The organism is Qipengyuania sp., assembly GCF_964227205.1.
Taxonomy (GTDB): domain Bacteria; phylum Pseudomonadota; class Alphaproteobacteria; order Sphingomonadales; family Sphingomonadaceae; genus Qipengyuania.
In genome coordinates, this window is the sequence record NZ_CAXQVB010000003.1 from 140,026 (window position 1) to 154,795 (window position 14,770).

General features: G+C 64.3%; 21 protein-coding genes. 8 read left to right on the plus strand and 13 right to left on the minus strand.

Annotation, left to right across the window (positions count from 1 at the left end; all coding sequences use genetic code 11):
• Positions 1–26: 26 nt before the first annotated feature.
• The 4 genes from ACEQZ0_RS08205 to ACEQZ0_RS08220 all read right to left on the minus strand — a co-directional run bounded on the left by ACEQZ0_RS08205 (position 27) and on the right by ACEQZ0_RS08220 (position 2,337).
• On the minus strand, positions 27–248 hold the full coding sequence (locus tag ACEQZ0_RS08205; protein WP_370190231.1) for a hypothetical protein: 222 nt from the start codon (positions 246–248) through the stop codon (positions 27–29).
• A 77-nt stretch (positions 249–325) separates the two neighbouring features.
• Positions 326–1,186, minus strand: a complete 861-nt coding sequence (locus tag ACEQZ0_RS08210; protein WP_370190232.1) for a metallophosphoesterase — start codon at positions 1,184–1,186, stop codon at positions 326–328.
• Positions 1,176–2,030: a diacylglycerol kinase family protein gene (locus ACEQZ0_RS08215; protein ID WP_370190234.1), complete on the minus strand. Its 855-nt coding sequence runs from the start codon at positions 2,028–2,030 to the stop codon at positions 1,176–1,178. The genes ACEQZ0_RS08210 and ACEQZ0_RS08215 overlap by 11 nt, the downstream gene beginning before the upstream one ends.
• 40 nt (positions 2,031–2,070) lie before the next feature.
• Complete coding sequence (locus ACEQZ0_RS08220; RefSeq protein WP_370190236.1) at positions 2,071–2,337, minus strand: hypothetical protein; 267 nt, start codon at positions 2,335–2,337, stop codon at positions 2,071–2,073.
• A 193-nt stretch (positions 2,338–2,530) separates the two neighbouring features.
• On the opposite strand from ACEQZ0_RS08220, the gene ACEQZ0_RS08225 reads away from it, so the two are divergent.
• Entirely contained in the window at positions 2,531–2,824 is a 294-nt protein-coding gene (locus ACEQZ0_RS08225) for a UrcA family protein (RefSeq protein WP_370190238.1), read from the plus strand.
• 90 nt (positions 2,825–2,914) lie between these two features.
• Here the strand turns inward: ACEQZ0_RS08225 and ACEQZ0_RS08230 are convergent, their stop codons facing one another.
• The 3 genes from ACEQZ0_RS08230 to ACEQZ0_RS08240 are packed head-to-tail and all read right to left on the minus strand — an operon-like array spanning position 2,915 to position 6,488.
• Positions 2,915–3,664, minus strand: a complete 750-nt coding sequence (locus ACEQZ0_RS08230; RefSeq protein WP_370190240.1) for a LytR/AlgR family response regulator transcription factor — start codon at positions 3,662–3,664, stop codon at positions 2,915–2,917.
• Positions 3,657–4,910, minus strand: a complete 1,254-nt coding sequence (locus tag ACEQZ0_RS08235) for a sensor histidine kinase (RefSeq protein ID WP_370190242.1) — start codon at positions 4,908–4,910, stop codon at positions 3,657–3,659. Before ACEQZ0_RS08235 ends, ACEQZ0_RS08230 begins: the two co-directional genes overlap by 8 nt.
• Positions 4,911–4,970: 60 nt before the next feature.
• Entirely contained in the window at positions 4,971–6,488 is a 1,518-nt protein-coding gene (locus ACEQZ0_RS08240) for a fumarate hydratase (protein ID WP_370190885.1), read from the minus strand.
• Positions 6,489–6,648: 160 nt separating this feature from the next.
• On the opposite strand from ACEQZ0_RS08240, the gene ACEQZ0_RS08245 reads away from it, so the two are divergent.
• From ACEQZ0_RS08245 to ACEQZ0_RS08260, 4 genes are read left to right on the plus strand one after another with little or no spacing between them, the layout of a single operon-like run.
• Positions 6,649–7,245, plus strand: a complete 597-nt coding sequence (locus ACEQZ0_RS08245) for a protein-L-isoaspartate O-methyltransferase (RefSeq protein ID WP_370190244.1) — start codon at positions 6,649–6,651, stop codon at positions 7,243–7,245.
• On the plus strand, positions 7,246–8,727 hold the full coding sequence (locus tag ACEQZ0_RS08250; RefSeq protein ID WP_370190246.1) for a TolC family outer membrane protein: 1,482 nt from the start codon (positions 7,246–7,248) through the stop codon (positions 8,725–8,727).
• A 52-nt stretch (positions 8,728–8,779) separates the two neighbouring features.
• Positions 8,780–9,247 (plus strand): DUF2497 domain-containing protein, encoded by a 468-nt coding sequence (locus tag ACEQZ0_RS08255; RefSeq protein ID WP_370190248.1) that lies wholly within the window; start codon positions 8,780–8,782, stop codon positions 9,245–9,247.
• Positions 9,248–9,264: 17 nt separating this feature from the next.
• On the plus strand, positions 9,265–9,639 hold the full coding sequence (locus tag ACEQZ0_RS08260) for a ferredoxin (protein WP_370190250.1): 375 nt from the start codon (positions 9,265–9,267) through the stop codon (positions 9,637–9,639).
• Here the strand turns inward: ACEQZ0_RS08260 and ACEQZ0_RS08265 are convergent.
• A complete protein-coding gene (locus tag ACEQZ0_RS08265; protein ID WP_370190252.1) occupies positions 9,636–9,926 on the minus strand; it encodes a hypothetical protein in 291 nt (96 codons plus the stop codon). The genes ACEQZ0_RS08260 and ACEQZ0_RS08265 overlap by 4 nt on opposite strands.
• A 115-nt stretch (positions 9,927–10,041) precedes the next feature.
• Here ACEQZ0_RS08265 and ACEQZ0_RS08270 point away from each other — a divergent pair, with 115 nt between their 5' ends.
• The 3 genes from ACEQZ0_RS08270 to xth are packed head-to-tail and all read left to right on the plus strand — an operon-like array spanning position 10,042 to position 11,658.
• On the plus strand, positions 10,042–10,473 hold the full coding sequence (locus ACEQZ0_RS08270) for a CBS domain-containing protein (RefSeq protein WP_370190254.1): 432 nt from the start codon (positions 10,042–10,044) through the stop codon (positions 10,471–10,473).
• 31 nt (positions 10,474–10,504) lie between these two features.
• The gene (locus tag ACEQZ0_RS08275; RefSeq protein ID WP_370190256.1) at positions 10,505–10,834 is read left to right on the plus strand and encodes a HesB/IscA family protein; all 330 of its coding nucleotides are present in this window, start codon (positions 10,505–10,507) and stop codon (positions 10,832–10,834) included.
• Between the two features lie 38 nt (positions 10,835–10,872).
• Positions 10,873–11,658 carry an exodeoxyribonuclease III gene (gene xth / locus ACEQZ0_RS08280; RefSeq protein WP_370190258.1) on the plus strand — a complete coding sequence of 262 codons (786 nt, stop codon included), beginning with the start codon at positions 10,873–10,875 and terminating at the stop codon, positions 11,656–11,658.
• Between the two features lie 60 nt (positions 11,659–11,718).
• Here the strand turns inward: xth and ACEQZ0_RS08285 are convergent, their stop codons facing one another.
• From ACEQZ0_RS08285 to dnaQ, 5 genes are all read right to left on the minus strand, one after another.
• The gene (locus tag ACEQZ0_RS08285; protein ID WP_370190260.1) at positions 11,719–12,378 is read right to left on the minus strand and encodes a cell wall hydrolase; all 660 of its coding nucleotides are present in this window, start codon (positions 12,376–12,378) and stop codon (positions 11,719–11,721) included.
• Between the two features lie 201 nt (positions 12,379–12,579).
• Positions 12,580–12,915: a DUF1491 family protein gene (locus ACEQZ0_RS08290; protein WP_370190262.1), complete on the minus strand. Its 336-nt coding sequence runs from the start codon at positions 12,913–12,915 to the stop codon at positions 12,580–12,582.
• A gap of 5 nt (positions 12,916–12,920) precedes the next feature.
• A complete protein-coding gene (locus ACEQZ0_RS08295) occupies positions 12,921–13,385 on the minus strand; it encodes a PaaI family thioesterase (protein WP_370190264.1) in 465 nt (154 codons plus the stop codon).
• A 16-nt stretch (positions 13,386–13,401) separates the two neighbouring features.
• Positions 13,402–13,971 carry a ribosome hibernation-promoting factor, HPF/YfiA family gene (gene hpf, locus ACEQZ0_RS08300; protein ID WP_370190266.1) on the minus strand — a complete coding sequence of 190 codons (570 nt, stop codon included), beginning with the start codon at positions 13,969–13,971 and terminating at the stop codon, positions 13,402–13,404.
• Between the two features lie 79 nt (positions 13,972–14,050).
• Positions 14,051–14,746, minus strand: coding sequence for a DNA polymerase III subunit epsilon (dnaQ, locus tag ACEQZ0_RS08305; RefSeq protein ID WP_370190268.1), 696 nt, complete (start codon positions 14,744–14,746; stop codon positions 14,051–14,053).
• Positions 14,747–14,770: the final 24 nt, after the last annotated feature.

Consider the following 14,770-nt stretch of genomic DNA (forward strand, 5'->3'; position numbering starts at 1 on the left):
CCCCTTTCGTTCGGGCTAGGCCCCGCTCAGCGCTGGAGCATCATGATGCCCCAGGCGAGCGCGGTAGCGGCAAAGAACAACGGCCACGACCACCAGATGTCGTATTGGTAGATCTCGGCGCGATAGATTGCGAGCCAGCCGCCTTTCGATCCCTGCGTGCCGATTAGCAGTGCCACCACGAAGGTGAGGATTGCGCCCAGCGGCGCCGCCTTGAAGAATTCCACCACGATGCCCCTTTTCCCCACCACTGTCGGGGAAAGGATAGGCAAGGTCGATTTCGCAATCGGTATCGATCCGTCTTAGCGGATGCGGTTGCCCTACGCGGTTAATGCACCGGCGGATCGACGCGCGGAATCTGATGGACCGGTGCCACGGGTTCGCCGGGCCTGCGCGGCGGCAACGCGTTTTCGGGAACGTCGTCGATCTGCATGTCGGGCGTTTCGACCGCCTGCAGGTTGCGAACGCAAACTTTCAGATTTTCGCCATCCCATTCGATTTCGTTGAAGCTCGGCGGGGTCGAGCGCGTCCGCTGCGACAGCGTGCCTGCGCCGATCATCCGCACCGGGCCTTCGCTCGTCTCTTCCATGATATCGAAGGCATCGTGGACGTGGCCCGAGAGGACCGCAGCGACATTGCGCCGGGCCAGTTCGCGCAGCGCCTTGCCGCCATGCTTGGTCAACGCCGTTCCCTGCGTGCCGACTTCGCGCAGCGGGTGATGGACGGCGACGAGCGCCCGTGTTCCGCGGGGCAGGGCATCGAGCGCCGCCAGGCAGCGCTCGAGCGCCGCGCTGCTGACCCATCCTTTCGACCAGTTCAGCCGCGGCTGCATCCGCACGGCGGTCTTGAGCGGGACGACCGCCAGGCAGCCGAGGTCGAGCTCCCTTTCCACCTTTTCCTGCATGCCGCGAAAGCGGCGGTAAGGCGCGAAGAACCGCTCGATGGGATTGAAATAAGGCATGTCGTGATTGCCCACCTCTACCGTGACCGGGGCCTCGAGCGTGTTGATCCACTGCGTTGCGGCCGCGAACTCGCGATGCCGTGCACGCATGGTCAGATCGCCCGTGATCGCCACCGCATCGGGCCGCTTTTCGGCGATCTCACGCTTGACCCAGTCGAGCGCGCGATTGTTTTCGAGCCCGAAATGAATGTCGGAGAGGTGAAATATCCGGCGAAAGTCAGAAACCATGCGCGGTCGCTAGCAGATCGACGGGGCACTCCTCCACCGAGAATTCGGCCTTGCTGCCCAGGCGGGCAGGTTCGCCATCGAGCAGCAATTCTAGGGGCTCGCCGGCGCAATTTTCGATCACCAGTCTGTCGTAGAGGCCGAGGCGCTCGTGCGGGCCTTCGCGAAACCTGCGGCGCAGCATGGCCCAGCCCTGTTGCAGGAAATCGCCGGGCCCCTCGGGTCGATAACCCTCGACCTGCAGACCGCGATGGCTGGGAGTGAGTTCGAGCAGGGGATAGCCGTCTTCATGCCCGATTAGGGGATCGACCATGCGCACGCGCGCACCCCCGGTCATTTCTGCCAAGGCCTCGCCAGTACCGCGCGCCAGCCCCGGAATGTCGAAATCGCGCATCGCCTCGCGCACTTCGGCCCAGGCCGTTCCGGGTCCGACCAGCAAGCCCGCATGCGCACATCCCGCGTCGCAGCACGCCATGACCGGTCGGACAGGGCGGTAGGCGCCGCGATGAATGCAGTCGAGGATCTCCTCGTAACCCGTCTCCGCGCCATGCAGTCGCGCGCTGAGGAGGTTCATCGTCCCACCCGGGAGGACCAGCAGTTCGCCATCCCAGCCGGCCACCGCCTTGATTGCGGCATTGAGACTGCCGTCGCCGGTAAAGACGATCAGCCGCGCCACCCCGGCTTCGCGCAAGCTGGCGGCCGTCGGCAGATCTTCGTCGGGAAATTCGATGGTCCTCTCTGGAGTCAGCCCATGCGCGGCCAGCGAACGCTCGAGCGCATCGCGCGCAGCAGCGCTGTTGCTGCCGCTGCGCGCATTGACCACGAGCCATGCTTTCGCTGTTCCCATGCAGATGAAGCGCCGAGCCGCGGGTGCGGTTCCCGCTCGGTCAAAACCGTTCGGTCAGCAGTAACCAGCCGGTTATCGCATTGAGGATGCTGTAGAAACCATAGGCCCAGGCAGCGGACGTCCAGCCATTTGCCGTCAGCAGCATGCTGGCGAGTAAAACCACGAACTCGAACAGCAGCGAAAGTCGGCCGCCCCGCGCCCGCAGTGCTGCGGGAAGCGATCCGAGAAGCGGATGTCCCGATTCGAGCACCGCCTTGTGAATCGCGAAATTCACCGTTCCGAGCAGGAAAAGGACGACGATCGGCATCGATCAACGTCTTACGCCCGTCGTCCGCCGATTGCGAATCGCGGTTGGTCGGCAGCTATGCGCAACCGGTCAAATCCAGTGGTCGTCGGTCGAACATCGCGTGAGATTACAGTTGTAGCCATGCAATACAGTTCGTGCGGCGGGCCTCTCCCCCTCACTCGATCGGGCCCGCCGCAGACCCGGAGGATTACCCATGAAGACAACCCTCGCAATTCTCGCCGCCGCAGGCCTCGCCCTGTCGGCTCCGGCCGTTCAGGCAAAGTCGGTCCTGGTGACCTACGACGATCTCGATCTCGGCAGCGTGGCGGGCCAGGATGCGCTCTCGCACCGCATCGACAAGGCCGCCCGCGAAGTCTGCGGCCACCAGCGTGGCGGCACCCGCAACCTGCGTTTCGACATGGCGACCCGCGCCTGTTTCGAAAGGGCCAAGGCGAGCGCCGGCACCGAAATGGCCGCCCGCGTCAACGACGAGGCCATGGGCGGCTGATACCCCCAGTCCGCCCACCTGTGGACCCCGGCCGGATGCAGTCCCCCGGCCGGGGTCCTTTTTATTCGGGCACGCGGCCAACAGGGCGAATCAACGCCCTGCCATCGCCTTGACCTTGGGCAGATAGGTGCGCCCTATGCGCAACGTTTCGTCATCCTCCAGCTCGACCGACCAGACCCCGAGACCATCGTGGCGCAGCCCGGTGATGCGATCCTTGCGCAGGATCGTCGAGCGATGGATGCGGATGAACTTGTCGGGATCGAGACGCTTCTCGAGCCCCGCGATGGTCTGCAGCAACAGGTAGGTCCGGGCCGCCTCGCCCTCTCCCACATACAGCCGGACATAGTCGCGTTCGGCATCTATGCGGCCCACTTCCGAAGTGGCGATCCGGATGAGTTCGGAGCGATGCGGAATCCACAATTCCTCGAGCCAGGCGCTGTCCGATCTTTCGCCATCGCCCCGCCGAGCGAGCGCGCGAGCCACCGCCCGCTCGAGCCGCTCGGCCTTGACCGGCTTGAGCACGTAATCGACCGCGTCGAGATCGAAGGCCTCGACCGCGTAATTGTCGTGCGCGGTCACGAAGACCACGGCCGGGCGCGGGGACTTCTTCGACAAGGATTTGGCGACCGCTATGCCATCGACTTCGGGCATGGTCATGTCGAGCAGCATGAGGTCGGGCTGCAGTGCGTCGACCAGCCTGAGCGCCTGGGCGCCATCGCTGGCGGTGCCGACGACCTGCAATTCCGCGATCTTCGAGCAGATCACCTGCATCCGCTCGACCGCGAGGGGCTCGTCATCGACGATCAGGGTTTTCAGTTTTTCGCCGCTTTCCTCAGCCATGCTTCACCATCGGTATCCTGAGTTCGGTTTCATAGCCGGTCAGCGAGGGACCGGAAACGATCGTTGCGGCATTGCCGAAACGCGCCACGAGCCGGTCGCGCACATTGGCAAGCCCGATGCCCAATCCATGCGTACCCGACGCGGTCTGCGCCACCCCCGGCCCGTCGTCGCTGACAGTCAGCACCAGGCGGCCGTATTCCTCGCGTGCGGCAATCGTGATCGTTACCGGCTTGCTCGAAGCCGACACCCCGTATTTTACCGAGTTCTCGACAAGCGGCTGAAGGATCATGCCGGGGACCTTGTAACCCGCCAGCTCCGACGGGAGGTCGACCTTGACCTTCAAGCGCTGCGGAAAGCGCACCGATTCGATCTCGAGATAGTGCTCCTGCCGGTCGATCTCGTCCTCGAGGCTGACATCGCCGGTCGGATCGTCGGCCAGGCTGTGACGGTAGAAGCGCGAGATGGTCTGGATCATCTGCTCGGCCCGCTCCGCCTTGCCGGTCATGACCAGCGCCGAGAGCGAGTTGAGCGTGTTGAACAGGAAGTGCGGGTTCACCTGATAGCGCAACGATCGCAATTCCGCCGCCTTGGCGGCACTGCGAAACCGCTCCCCCCGCCGTTCGGCCGCGCGGGCCTGAGCCCCGGCGAGCAGCGCGAGGAACAGGGCTGCCCAGGCCAGCAGGACGAAGTAGCGCCCGACTGCCAGGTCGAAGGTCATCCGCCACTGGTCGAGCGAGGTTGGGGCAGGGGCGATGACCACGCTCTGCGGGGTCGCCTCCTCGGCTTCCTCGACGTCTTCGTCCATATGCTTGCGGGGCAGGTCGATGAGCAAATTGCCGGCGTCGTCGCGCCGCAGGGCGATGCCGCGTTCCTTGCCCATCTGCTCCTCGACCTTGGCTTCGATCGAATCGAAGACCCAGCGATTGACCTGGGCGATCATGATAGCGCCGGGCATCGCCGCGATCAGGGCCACGGCGATCTTGATGCCGAGCGCGCGGTCCTCGACCGCACGCAGCAGCAGCCACAGCAGCCCCGTCACCGCGACCCCGACCGTACAGACCAGCGCGCGTCGCCACAGCAACTCGTCCTGAAATTCCAGTCCGACGATGACGCCGCGTAGAGTGATTAGCAGGAAATAGCACAGCCACACACCGACCATCGAGGCCAGCACGACCTTGCCGGAGAGGCGTTCGCTTTCGGGATTCATCTGGCGTTCATCGATCGACACGCTCTGCGATGTGCCCATTCGCGCCGCCAAATGCCAGAGCGGCGGTCGAACAGGCAACGCGGTTGGTCGAGCGTCCTGCTATTCGGCGGGTTCCAGATCCCCTTCGGCGATGCGGCGGCGCCATTCGGCGGGGGCGAGCGTGTGAACATTGTTGCCCTCGGCGTCGACCGCCACCGTCACCGGCATGTCCTGCACTTCGAATTCGTAGATCGCTTCCATGCCGAGATCCTCGAAGGCGAGGACCCTGGCGCCCTTGATCGCGCGGCTGACAAGATAGGCTGCGCCACCCGTAGCCATGAGATAGGCGACCTTGAACTTGCTGATCACCTCGACCGCATCGTGCCCGCGTTCGGCCTTGCCGATCATGGCCAGCAATCCGAGGTCGAGCATCATCTCGGTGAACTTGTCCATCCGGGTGGCGGTGGTCGGGCCGGCGGGCCCCACCACTTCGCCCATCACCGGATCGACGGGGCCGACATAATAGATCGCGCGGCCTTTGAATTCGACCGGCAGTTCTTCGCCTTTTTCGAGCATGTCGTGAATGCGCTTGTGCGCCGCGTCGCGACCGGTGAGCATCTTGCCCGAGAGCAGCAGGCGATCGCCATGGCTCCAGCTGGCGACCTCCTCGGGCGTGAGTGCGTCGAGATTCACGCGCTTGGCCGCGGCGTCGGGCTTCCACGTCACCTGAGGATAATCGTCGAGCTTGGGCGGCTCGAGATAGGCCGGCCCCGATCCCTCGAGCGTGAAATGCGCGTGGCGCGTGGCGGCGCAATTGGGGATCATCGCCACCGGCTTGCCCGCAGCGTGGCAGGGGGCGTCGAGGATCTTCACGTCGAGTACGGTCGAAAGCCCGCCAAGCCCCTGCGCGCCGATACCCTGCGCATTGACCGCATCGTATATGTCGATGCGCAGTTGCTCGAGATCGCTCTGCGCACCGCGCTTCTTCAACTGGCCCATGTCGATCGGATCCATCAACGACAGTTTGGCAAGCTTCATGCAATGCTCGGCCGTTCCGCCGATGCCGATGCCGAGCATGCCCGGGGGGCACCAGCCAGCGCCCATCGAGGGCAGCTGCTCGACCACCCAGTCGATGATGTTGTCGCTCGGGTTCATCATCTTGAACTTGGACTTGTTCTCGCTGCCGCCGCCCTTGGCCGCGACGTCGACACTCACCTGGTTGCCCGGCACCATCTCCACCGAAAGTACGCAGGGCGTGTTGTCGCGCGTATTGCGCCGGGTGAAGGCCGGATCGGCGAGAATCGAGGCGCGCAGCTTGTTGTCGGGATGGTTGTAGGCGCGGCGCACGCCCTCATCGACGATATCCTGAAGCGAGCGCTCGCTGTCGATGCGGCAGTTCATGCCCCATTTGACGAAGACGTTGACGATCCCCGTGTCCTGGCAGATCGGACGATGCCCTTCGGCGCACATTCGGCTGTTGGTCAGGATCTGCGCGATCGCGTCCTTAGCGGCCGGCCCTTTCTCGGCCTCGTAGGCCTCGCCCAGCGCGCGGATGTAGTCCATCGGGTGATAGTAGGAGATATACTGGAGCGCATCGGCCACGCTCTCGATCAGGTCGTCTTCGCTGATGACGGTCATGTCGCTCATCGCCGCAAATTCCCATGTTGCAGATTTGCGCTCCCCGATAGGCGCGTTTGGCGGCATCGGTCAAAGCGCTTGGCCGCAACGGGCCTTGCGCCTAAGGCAACCGGAGCTTGCATAAGCGTGTTATTGATGTAATACAGCTCGCGGAACGACCATGACCCTGACAACCACCCGCCCCGATTTCGCTGCCGCCCGCAAGGCGATGATCGACAGCCAGCTGCGCACCAGCGGCGTCAACGATGCCTTCGTACTCGAGCGCATGAGCGCCGTCGCGCGCGAAGACTTCGTGCCCGAAAGCGCGAGGGCGACCGCCTATATGGACCGAGCGATCCGGCTCGAGGACGGCGGCTTCCTGCCTGCTCCGGTGTTCCATGGGGCCATGCTCGCCGAGGCGCGTCCGACCGTCGAGGACCGCACGCTCGTGGTCGATGCAGGCAGCGGCTATCTGCCGGCGCTGGTCGAACCGCTGGTCGGAAAGCTCGACACCATCGCCCCCGACAAGGCCGCCAACGGCAGCAAGCGCGGCGATTACACCCTCGTCCTGGTCGACGGGGCGATCGAGCATGTGCCGCCCGCGCTCGCGAAGCTGGTTGCCGAAGGCGGACGGATCGTCACCGGCATGGTCGATCGCGACGTCACCCGTCTGGCGACAGGGCGCAAGTCGGGCAAGGCGCTGGCACTGCTTCCGCTCGCCGAAATGGGAATCCCGCGGCTCGGTGCATTCGACCGGCCGCAAAGCTGGAGTTTCTGAATGCATCGCACCGGGTTTGCACGATCTCTGGTCTTGGCGTCGGGCACGGCTGTCCTCGCGTGGGCGGTACCGGCTCAGGCCGATACGCTTCAGGAAGCGCTGACACAGGCCTATGTGAACAACCCGACGCTGCTTTCGGCCCGGGCCAGCCAGCGCGCCGTTGACGAAAACGTCCCGATCAACGAAGCGCAGGGCATTCCCAGCATCGAAGCTACGGCAAGCTATGTCGAGTTCATCAAGAAGTCGCCCAACAGCTTCACCGCACCCGACCGGACCTTCCAGGTCGGACCGACGCTTACGGTCCCGGTCTATGCCGGTGGCGCGATCAGGAATTCGGTGAAGGCGGCCAAGGAGCGGGTCACCGCCGGACAGGCCGACTTGCGCGCCATCGAAAGCGCGATCTTCAGCCAAGTGGTTGCCGCCTATATGGACGTGCTGCGCGCCGAGGCGCTCGTCAGCCTCTCGGCCAACCAGGTCGATGTCCTGTCGGTCAATGTCCAGGCGACCAGCGACCGGTTCGAAATCGGCGATCTGACCCGGACCGACGTGGCCCAGTCGCAGTCGCGGCTGGCGCTGGCTCGGGGCGATCTGCGCAATGCACAGGCCAATCTGATCAATGCCCGCGAGGCCTACATCAGGCTGGTGGGCGATGCGCCGACCGACCTGGCGCCGCCGCCGCCGTTGCCCAACCTTCCTGAAGACGTCGAAAGTGCGGTCGACATCGCGCTGGCGCACAATCCCGACCTGATCGCAGACAAGGAGCGCGCCAAGGCTGCCGGTTTCGATTCGGAAGTCGCGGGCGCGGGACGTCTGCCCAATGTGTCGCTGTTTGCCGGGGCGACCTACACCGATTACTTCAATACGCTCGCCGGCGGGCGAGGCGGCATCGCGCAGGAAGAAACCACCGCGCGGGCCGGCGTACAGGTCAGCATCCCGATCTTCCAGGGCGGGCTTCCCGCCGCGCGCCAGCGGCAGGCGCAGGCCCGCGAGACGGCGGCGCTCGAACAGGTCATCGCCACCGAACGCGATGTCATCGCACAGGTTCGCGCGGCTTGGTCGAGCTGGCGCGCATCGCTCGCGGTCATCGAAAGCAGCCAGGTGGCTGTCGAAGCCGCCGAACTGAGCCTCGAAGGGGTGCGGGCCGAGAATTCGATCGGCAGCCGCCAGATCCTCGATGTTCTCAACGCCGAACAGGAACTGCTCAGTGCGCGCGTCCAGCTGGTGACCGCGCGGCGCAACGCCTATGTCGCCGGTTTCAGCCTGCTTGCCGCGATGGGGCGGGCCGAGGCCCGCGATCTCGGCTTCATCGGCGAAGGCCTGCTCTACGATCCGGCCGAAAACTACAAGCGTGTACGCGGCAAGGTATGGGACTGGGATCGCGATCCCGTGCCCGTTGCCACCGCCACCCGGACCGTGGATGTAGCAGCCCCCAACGCCGCCGTTTCCGCAATTGGTGAAAACGAAACCGTTTCAGGCTATTGAACGGGTGTACCGAATCGGGACGTGCCGATTCGCAACAGGGGCCTGAAGAACGATGCAACACCCGGGTGAGCCTTCGGTCGAGGAAATCCTCGACTCGATCAAGAAGGTGATCGCACGCGACAACCGCGAAGGCGCGCTGCAGGAGCGGCGGCGGCGGACCATGTCGGCGGAAGACCGCGGCCCCGCCGAACCGGTCGACGCTGAAGAAGCGGAAGAGGTGCTCGAGCTCGCCGAGGAAAGCGCGCTCGACGACGATACGCGCGAGGGCGATAGCGAAACCGACGCCCTCACGCGCGGCGACACACGCGAGGCGATGCGCCAGAATTTCGCCGCGCTCGCCATGCTCGCCAAGCCCGGCAAGCAGCCGCAAATCGTCCGCTCGGGAGAGACCTCGCTCGAGGGGCTGGTGCGCGAAATGCTGCGCCCGATGCTGGCTCAGTGGCTCGACGACAACCTCCCGGGCATGGTCGAGGAGCTCGTGAAGGCTGAAATCGCACGGATTGCTGGCAAGCGCAGCTAGGCGGCTCCTTGCCCGAATTGACTGCCCGACCGAAATCGCTGCGCAAGGCCGAGCAAGCGCTGGCCAAGACCGGTGGCGCAACTGCCCAACGGCAGATTTTTCTCTGCGCGATCTCCGAGAAGCAGAAATGCTGCCGCTACGAAGAGGGCAAGGAGGCCTGGAGCTACCTGAAGCGGAGACTGAAGGAACTCGGCCTCGTTGGCCGCAACGGCACCGTCCAGCGGACCAAGGCCGATTGCCTGCAGATCTGCGAAGCCGGCCCCATTGCGGTGATCTGGCCGGACAATGTCTGGTACCATTCGTGCACGCCCGAAGTGCTCGAGGCGATCATCCAGCGACATTTGATCGGTGGCGTGCCCGCGGAGGAATTCCGGCTCAGGCCGGCCGATTAATCGCGATCCGAGAGCGGGTCCTCGATCGACTCGTCGTGGCCGGTCCCCGACGAGAGAAAGACCAGTCCCATCAGCGCGCTGGTCAGCAGCATGGTGAAGCCGATCCCCAGCGCTGCGGCAATGTAGTAATGGATCGACACCTCATCGTTGCCGTGCTTGTAGAGCAGTGCCAGCGCGATCGCGACGATCCCCACCGTCAGCAGGAACATGAAGCGCATGATCCTCCGATAGCGCGCCCAGGCGTAGGCGGCGTTCCCGGGATCATCGAGGGGAGACTTGCGGGCCATCGTAAGCGAGATGGTATGCACCAGCGCAAGTTGCAACGCGCGCGATGCGCTCGGCTGGCTTTTTCGCGCCCAAGGTGGCATTCTGTGCCGATCAGAGAGAAAGAGGCAGGCATCTATGGACATCGGCACGCTGATCGAGGGACGGACGAATTCGGAGGTGGTCTCCTGCACCATCGACACCTCGGTTCGCGAGGCGGTATCCCTGCTTGCTTCGCGCAGGATCGGCGCGGTACCGGTTATGGACGGCGACCGGGTGGCCGGCATCTTCTCCGAGCGGGATGTAATCTACCGCTTGGCCGAAGAAGGAGACGCTTGCCTGTCACGGCCCCTTGGCGAAGTCATGACCGCCCCGGCCATCACCGTGGAGCGCAGCACGGCGGTGCTCGAGGCGCTGGCGCTGATGACGCGGCGGCGTATCCGCCACCTGCCCGTGGTCGAAGCCGGGGCCATGTGCGGATTCATTTCGATCGGCGATCTCGTCAAGGCGAGGCTCGACGAGATCGAGCACGAAGCCGAAGCCATGCGCACCTATATCCAGACCGCTTGAGACCGCCGCCGCGGCTCCCTACATCGCTTCCATGACATCCGCCCCCTACCTCACCGACGCGGCCGCAGCCCGGGTTGCCGCGATTGCCGCCAAGCAAGCCCAGCCGGCGATTCTGCGCCTTTCGGTCGAGGGCGGCGGCTGTTCCGGATTCCAGTACAAGTTCGCGCTCGCCCAGGCGGCCGAGAGCGACGATGCGGTGAGCGAGAACGCAGGCGTGAAGCTTGTAGTCGATCCGGTCAGCCTCGACCTGGTTTCAGGAAGCAGCGTCGATTTCGTCGAATCGCTCGGGGGTGCGGCGTTCCGGGTTGAAAATCCCCAGGCGGCGGCCGGTTGCGGCTGCGGATCGAGCTTCGGGATTTAGGTTAGACCCGCGCAGGCGTTTCGGGCATCAGGTCCGCCATGCGTATCGCCAGTTTCAACATCAATGGTATCAAGGCGCGCCTGCCGCGCCTCAAGGAATGGCTCGAGGAAACGCGCCCCGCCGTCGCCTGCCTGCAGGAAATCAAGACGATGGACGAGGGTTTCCCGGCGGAGGAATTCGAGGCGATCGGCTATCATGCGATCTGGCACGGCCAGAAGGCCTTCAACGGCGTTGCCATCCTTGCCGATGGTGTCGCACCGACGGAAGTCCGGCGCGGCCTGGGTATAGACGGCCCCAAGGATGGCGAGGGTGAGCAGGCGCGTTATCTCGAGGCCGAGGTCAACGGCATCCGCATCTGCAACCTCTACCTGCCCAACGGCAATCCGCATCCGGGGCCCAAGTTCGACTACAAGCTCGCCTGGATGGATAGATTGCGCGAGCGAATGCGCGAAGTCTGGGCAGCGGAAATCCCGGCGGTCGTGCTGGGGGATTTCAACGTCATTCCCGAGAACAAGGACGTCTGGTCGGTCAGGGCGATGGCCTCGGACGCGCTGATGCAGCCCGAATCGCGCGACGCTTATCGCCGGCTGCTGGACGATGGCTGGACCGACGCGATCGACACGCTCAACCCGCGCGGCGGGGTCTGGACCTATTGGGATTACCAGGCCGGAGCGTGGCAGCGCGATCACGGCTTCCGCATCGACCATGTGCTGCTTTCGCCCGAACTCGCCGACCGGATGGTGGCGGCGGGCGTCGACAAGGAATACCGCGGTCGCGAGAAGGCCAGCGATCACGCACCCGTCTGGGTCGAGCTGCGCGACTAGCCCGCCAAGCACGCCTGGGGCCGTCGCATCAGCCGACGGCCCCAGGCGTGCTTGGCCGCCTCAGCGATAGAAGATGTGCGTGTCGATCGTGGCGAGCGCCACCTTGCGGCGGCTCCAGCTGGGCCGGACATAGCGCGCGTGGAAATAGACCGCATCCTGCGCGCTGCTGTCCCACAGTCCGCGATGCGCGATACGGGCGATCGCCTGGGCGCGCTTCCATGCCTTCGATCCGGTTCGGATCCGCGGCATGCTACCGTTCTTCACGAAGGAGAATTGCGCGCGCTGGTAGACCACGCCGCAATAGCTCGAGGGCCAGCGGCTGTCCTCGGCGCGGTTGATCACCACCTGCGCGACTGCGAGCTGGCCTTCGAGCGGTTCGCCGCGCGATTCGAAGTAGACCGTCCCGGCGAGACACTGCAGCTCTTCGGAGAGCTGGCCCGCGGCAGGCATGGCATCGACGAGCTCGCGCAGGCTGTTTGCCTGCAGCATGTCGTCGGCTGATTTTTCGGATTGGGCTTCTGCCTGTTCGGGAAGCTCCTGTACCACCGCCTTTTCGGCAAAGACCGGCACCACCTCTTCGGTGAGCTGTGCCTGGGTGGCGGTATTTTCAGTTGCCGCGGCCCCTACCTGGGCGTTGGCACCGGAACCTTCGGCTCCGGCAAAAGTAGTAAGGGCAATCGCCGCGAGGATCGCGGTGAGACCGGTAGTCTTGCGAATCATTTGTCACTGACAACTGAGCGGTTGGCGGACTGTCGCAGGCTGGGATCCATGGCGCGTTTCTAGCGTCCTGGAAGACGGATCCGTTGCGGGCCTGCCGCCCACCCCCCGTCTGCGTGCTTGCGTGTCGACCCCATTGTCGTCCAAACGCCGCCTGCGCATCGAAGTTCGCGGCCAAATAGTCGCAAATGAAATCAAGTCAAGTTAACGCGCAGCCTCTGCGACGAACCGTTCTGCGTTTTCGATATCCAGCTCAATCACCCAGCAGTCGGGATCGGATCGCCGCCGACGATCCACATACTCTTCAAATTCCTGTTTTTTTTCATCATCTTGTGTCCGCGTGCAGACGAATTTGCGGGACCCGTCGAGCTGCGGCATCCGTTCCCACAGGCGGGTATTTTTGCCACTATGCGTGGTTAATATGAGTATTACTCCCGCGTCCTTTTCCCCCCTTTGCACCACCACGGCGAAACCGCCATCTGCTCCTACAGCACGGATAAGGCCGGAAACTTCCACATGGGCGGGCAGGCGCGCGTCCATGGCGCTCAGCCGTCGGCGAGGTAGCCGGGAAGGCTCGACAGCGGGATATGCGAGCGCATGAAGGTGCCCGTCCCCCGACCTATCTCGTCGCCTTCGGAATCGACCAGCCGCGATTCGGCAACGAAAACCCGCTTGCGCCCGCTGACCCAGCGCCCTTCGGCCACCACCTGGCCGATCCGGACCGGCTTGGTGAAATGGAGGTTGAACGAGGTGGTCAGCAGGAACCGGTCGGTGACGAAGGTATTCGCGGCATAGAAGCCCGCATCGTCGAGCATCTTGAAATAGATCGTGCCATGCGCCGCACCCGCCGCGTGATACACCTCCTCGGTCACGTCGAAAGTGATGCGCGACGTGCCTTCGCCGGTGATTTCGAGGTGCGAGGAAAACAGCGCGTTGACCGGCGCCGAGGCATAGAGGCTCTCGAGCGCACGGTAGTGGCGCCCTGCCCCGCTGGATGCGGCCCCGGTCATCGCAGTTTCGCCTCCTCTAGCGCGGTTCGACCCAGCCGATCGACCCGTCGTGGCGGCGATAGACCATATTGTGCTCGCCGCTGCCAGCATTCTTGAACAACAGGCCGTTGGCGTTCTGCAAGTCGAGCATCATCACTGCATCGGCCACGCTGCATTCGGGAATGATCGCTTTCGTCTCGGCGATCACCGGCGGGCTGTCGGCCGTCACTTCCTCGTCATTGTCGGGCTCGGGCGCGGCGAGGATCGTATAGGCGGCCTCGGATTCGCGCATGGCATGCGCTGCCTGCTCGTGGCGATCCTGGATCCGCCGCTTGTAGCGACGCAGCTGTTTCTCGATCTTGCCCGCGGCGGCATCGAAGGCCTGGTGCACATCGTGCGCCTCGGCATGTCCCTTCAGAATCAGGCCCTGCATGACATGCGTAACGATGTCGGAAGTGAAGGCCCCGCCCGGTCCCTTGCCGAAGGTCACATGCGAGGAAATCGCCCGATTGAAATATTTTTCGACGATGGAGTTCAAGCGATCACCGACATGCTCCTGGAGCGCTGCGCCGGTGTCGATCTGGTGGCCGGAAACACGAATATCCATCTTGTCGTTTTCTCCTTCTACCGTCCCCCGTGCGATCCCAACTCGCCGGCCCGCCGGCCGGTTTCCGATCGGGATCGATTTACCCCCACAAGGGGTTTTCGATCCCGGCCATGAAGTCGCGATGGCGTGCCAGTTCGGCGGCACTGGCCCGATGTGGGCGCGGCTCGCGTCTCGGCCCGGCAGGTGCCTGGCGCACGACCGGGTCCGCCTTGGCCGGTCCCGTCTCGACGATCACCGCTTCGGCAGCCAATTCGAGACCGATCTGACGGCCGCCCTTTAACTCTACATAGACCTGCGCAAGCAGCTCCGCATCGAGAAGCGCGCCGTGCTTCACACGGTGGCTGCGATCGATCCCGTAGCGCGAGCAGAGTGCGTCGAGCGAAAGCTTGGCGCCCGGATGGCGCTTGCGTGCCAGCGCGACCGTGTCGACCATGCGGCTGGCGCAGACTGGATCCATCGCGCACAGGGCCAGCTCGGCATTGAGAAATCCGAAGTCGAAACCGGCGTTGTGGGCGATCAGCGGGGAATCGCCGATAAATTCGAGCAGCTCGCCGGCCAGCTCGCGGAAAAGCGGCTTGTCCGACAGGAATGCGGCCGAGAGGCCGTGCACCGCCTCGGCGCCCGCAGGCATGTCACGTTCGGGATTGAAATAGGCGTGATAATGAGCGCCGGTCGGGACGAGATTGACCAGTTCGATACAGCCTATTTCGACCATCCGGTCCCCGGTCTTGGGGTCGAGTCCGGTCGTTTCGGTATCGAACACGATTTCGCGCATCTACTCTTCTATCGGCCTCGTACT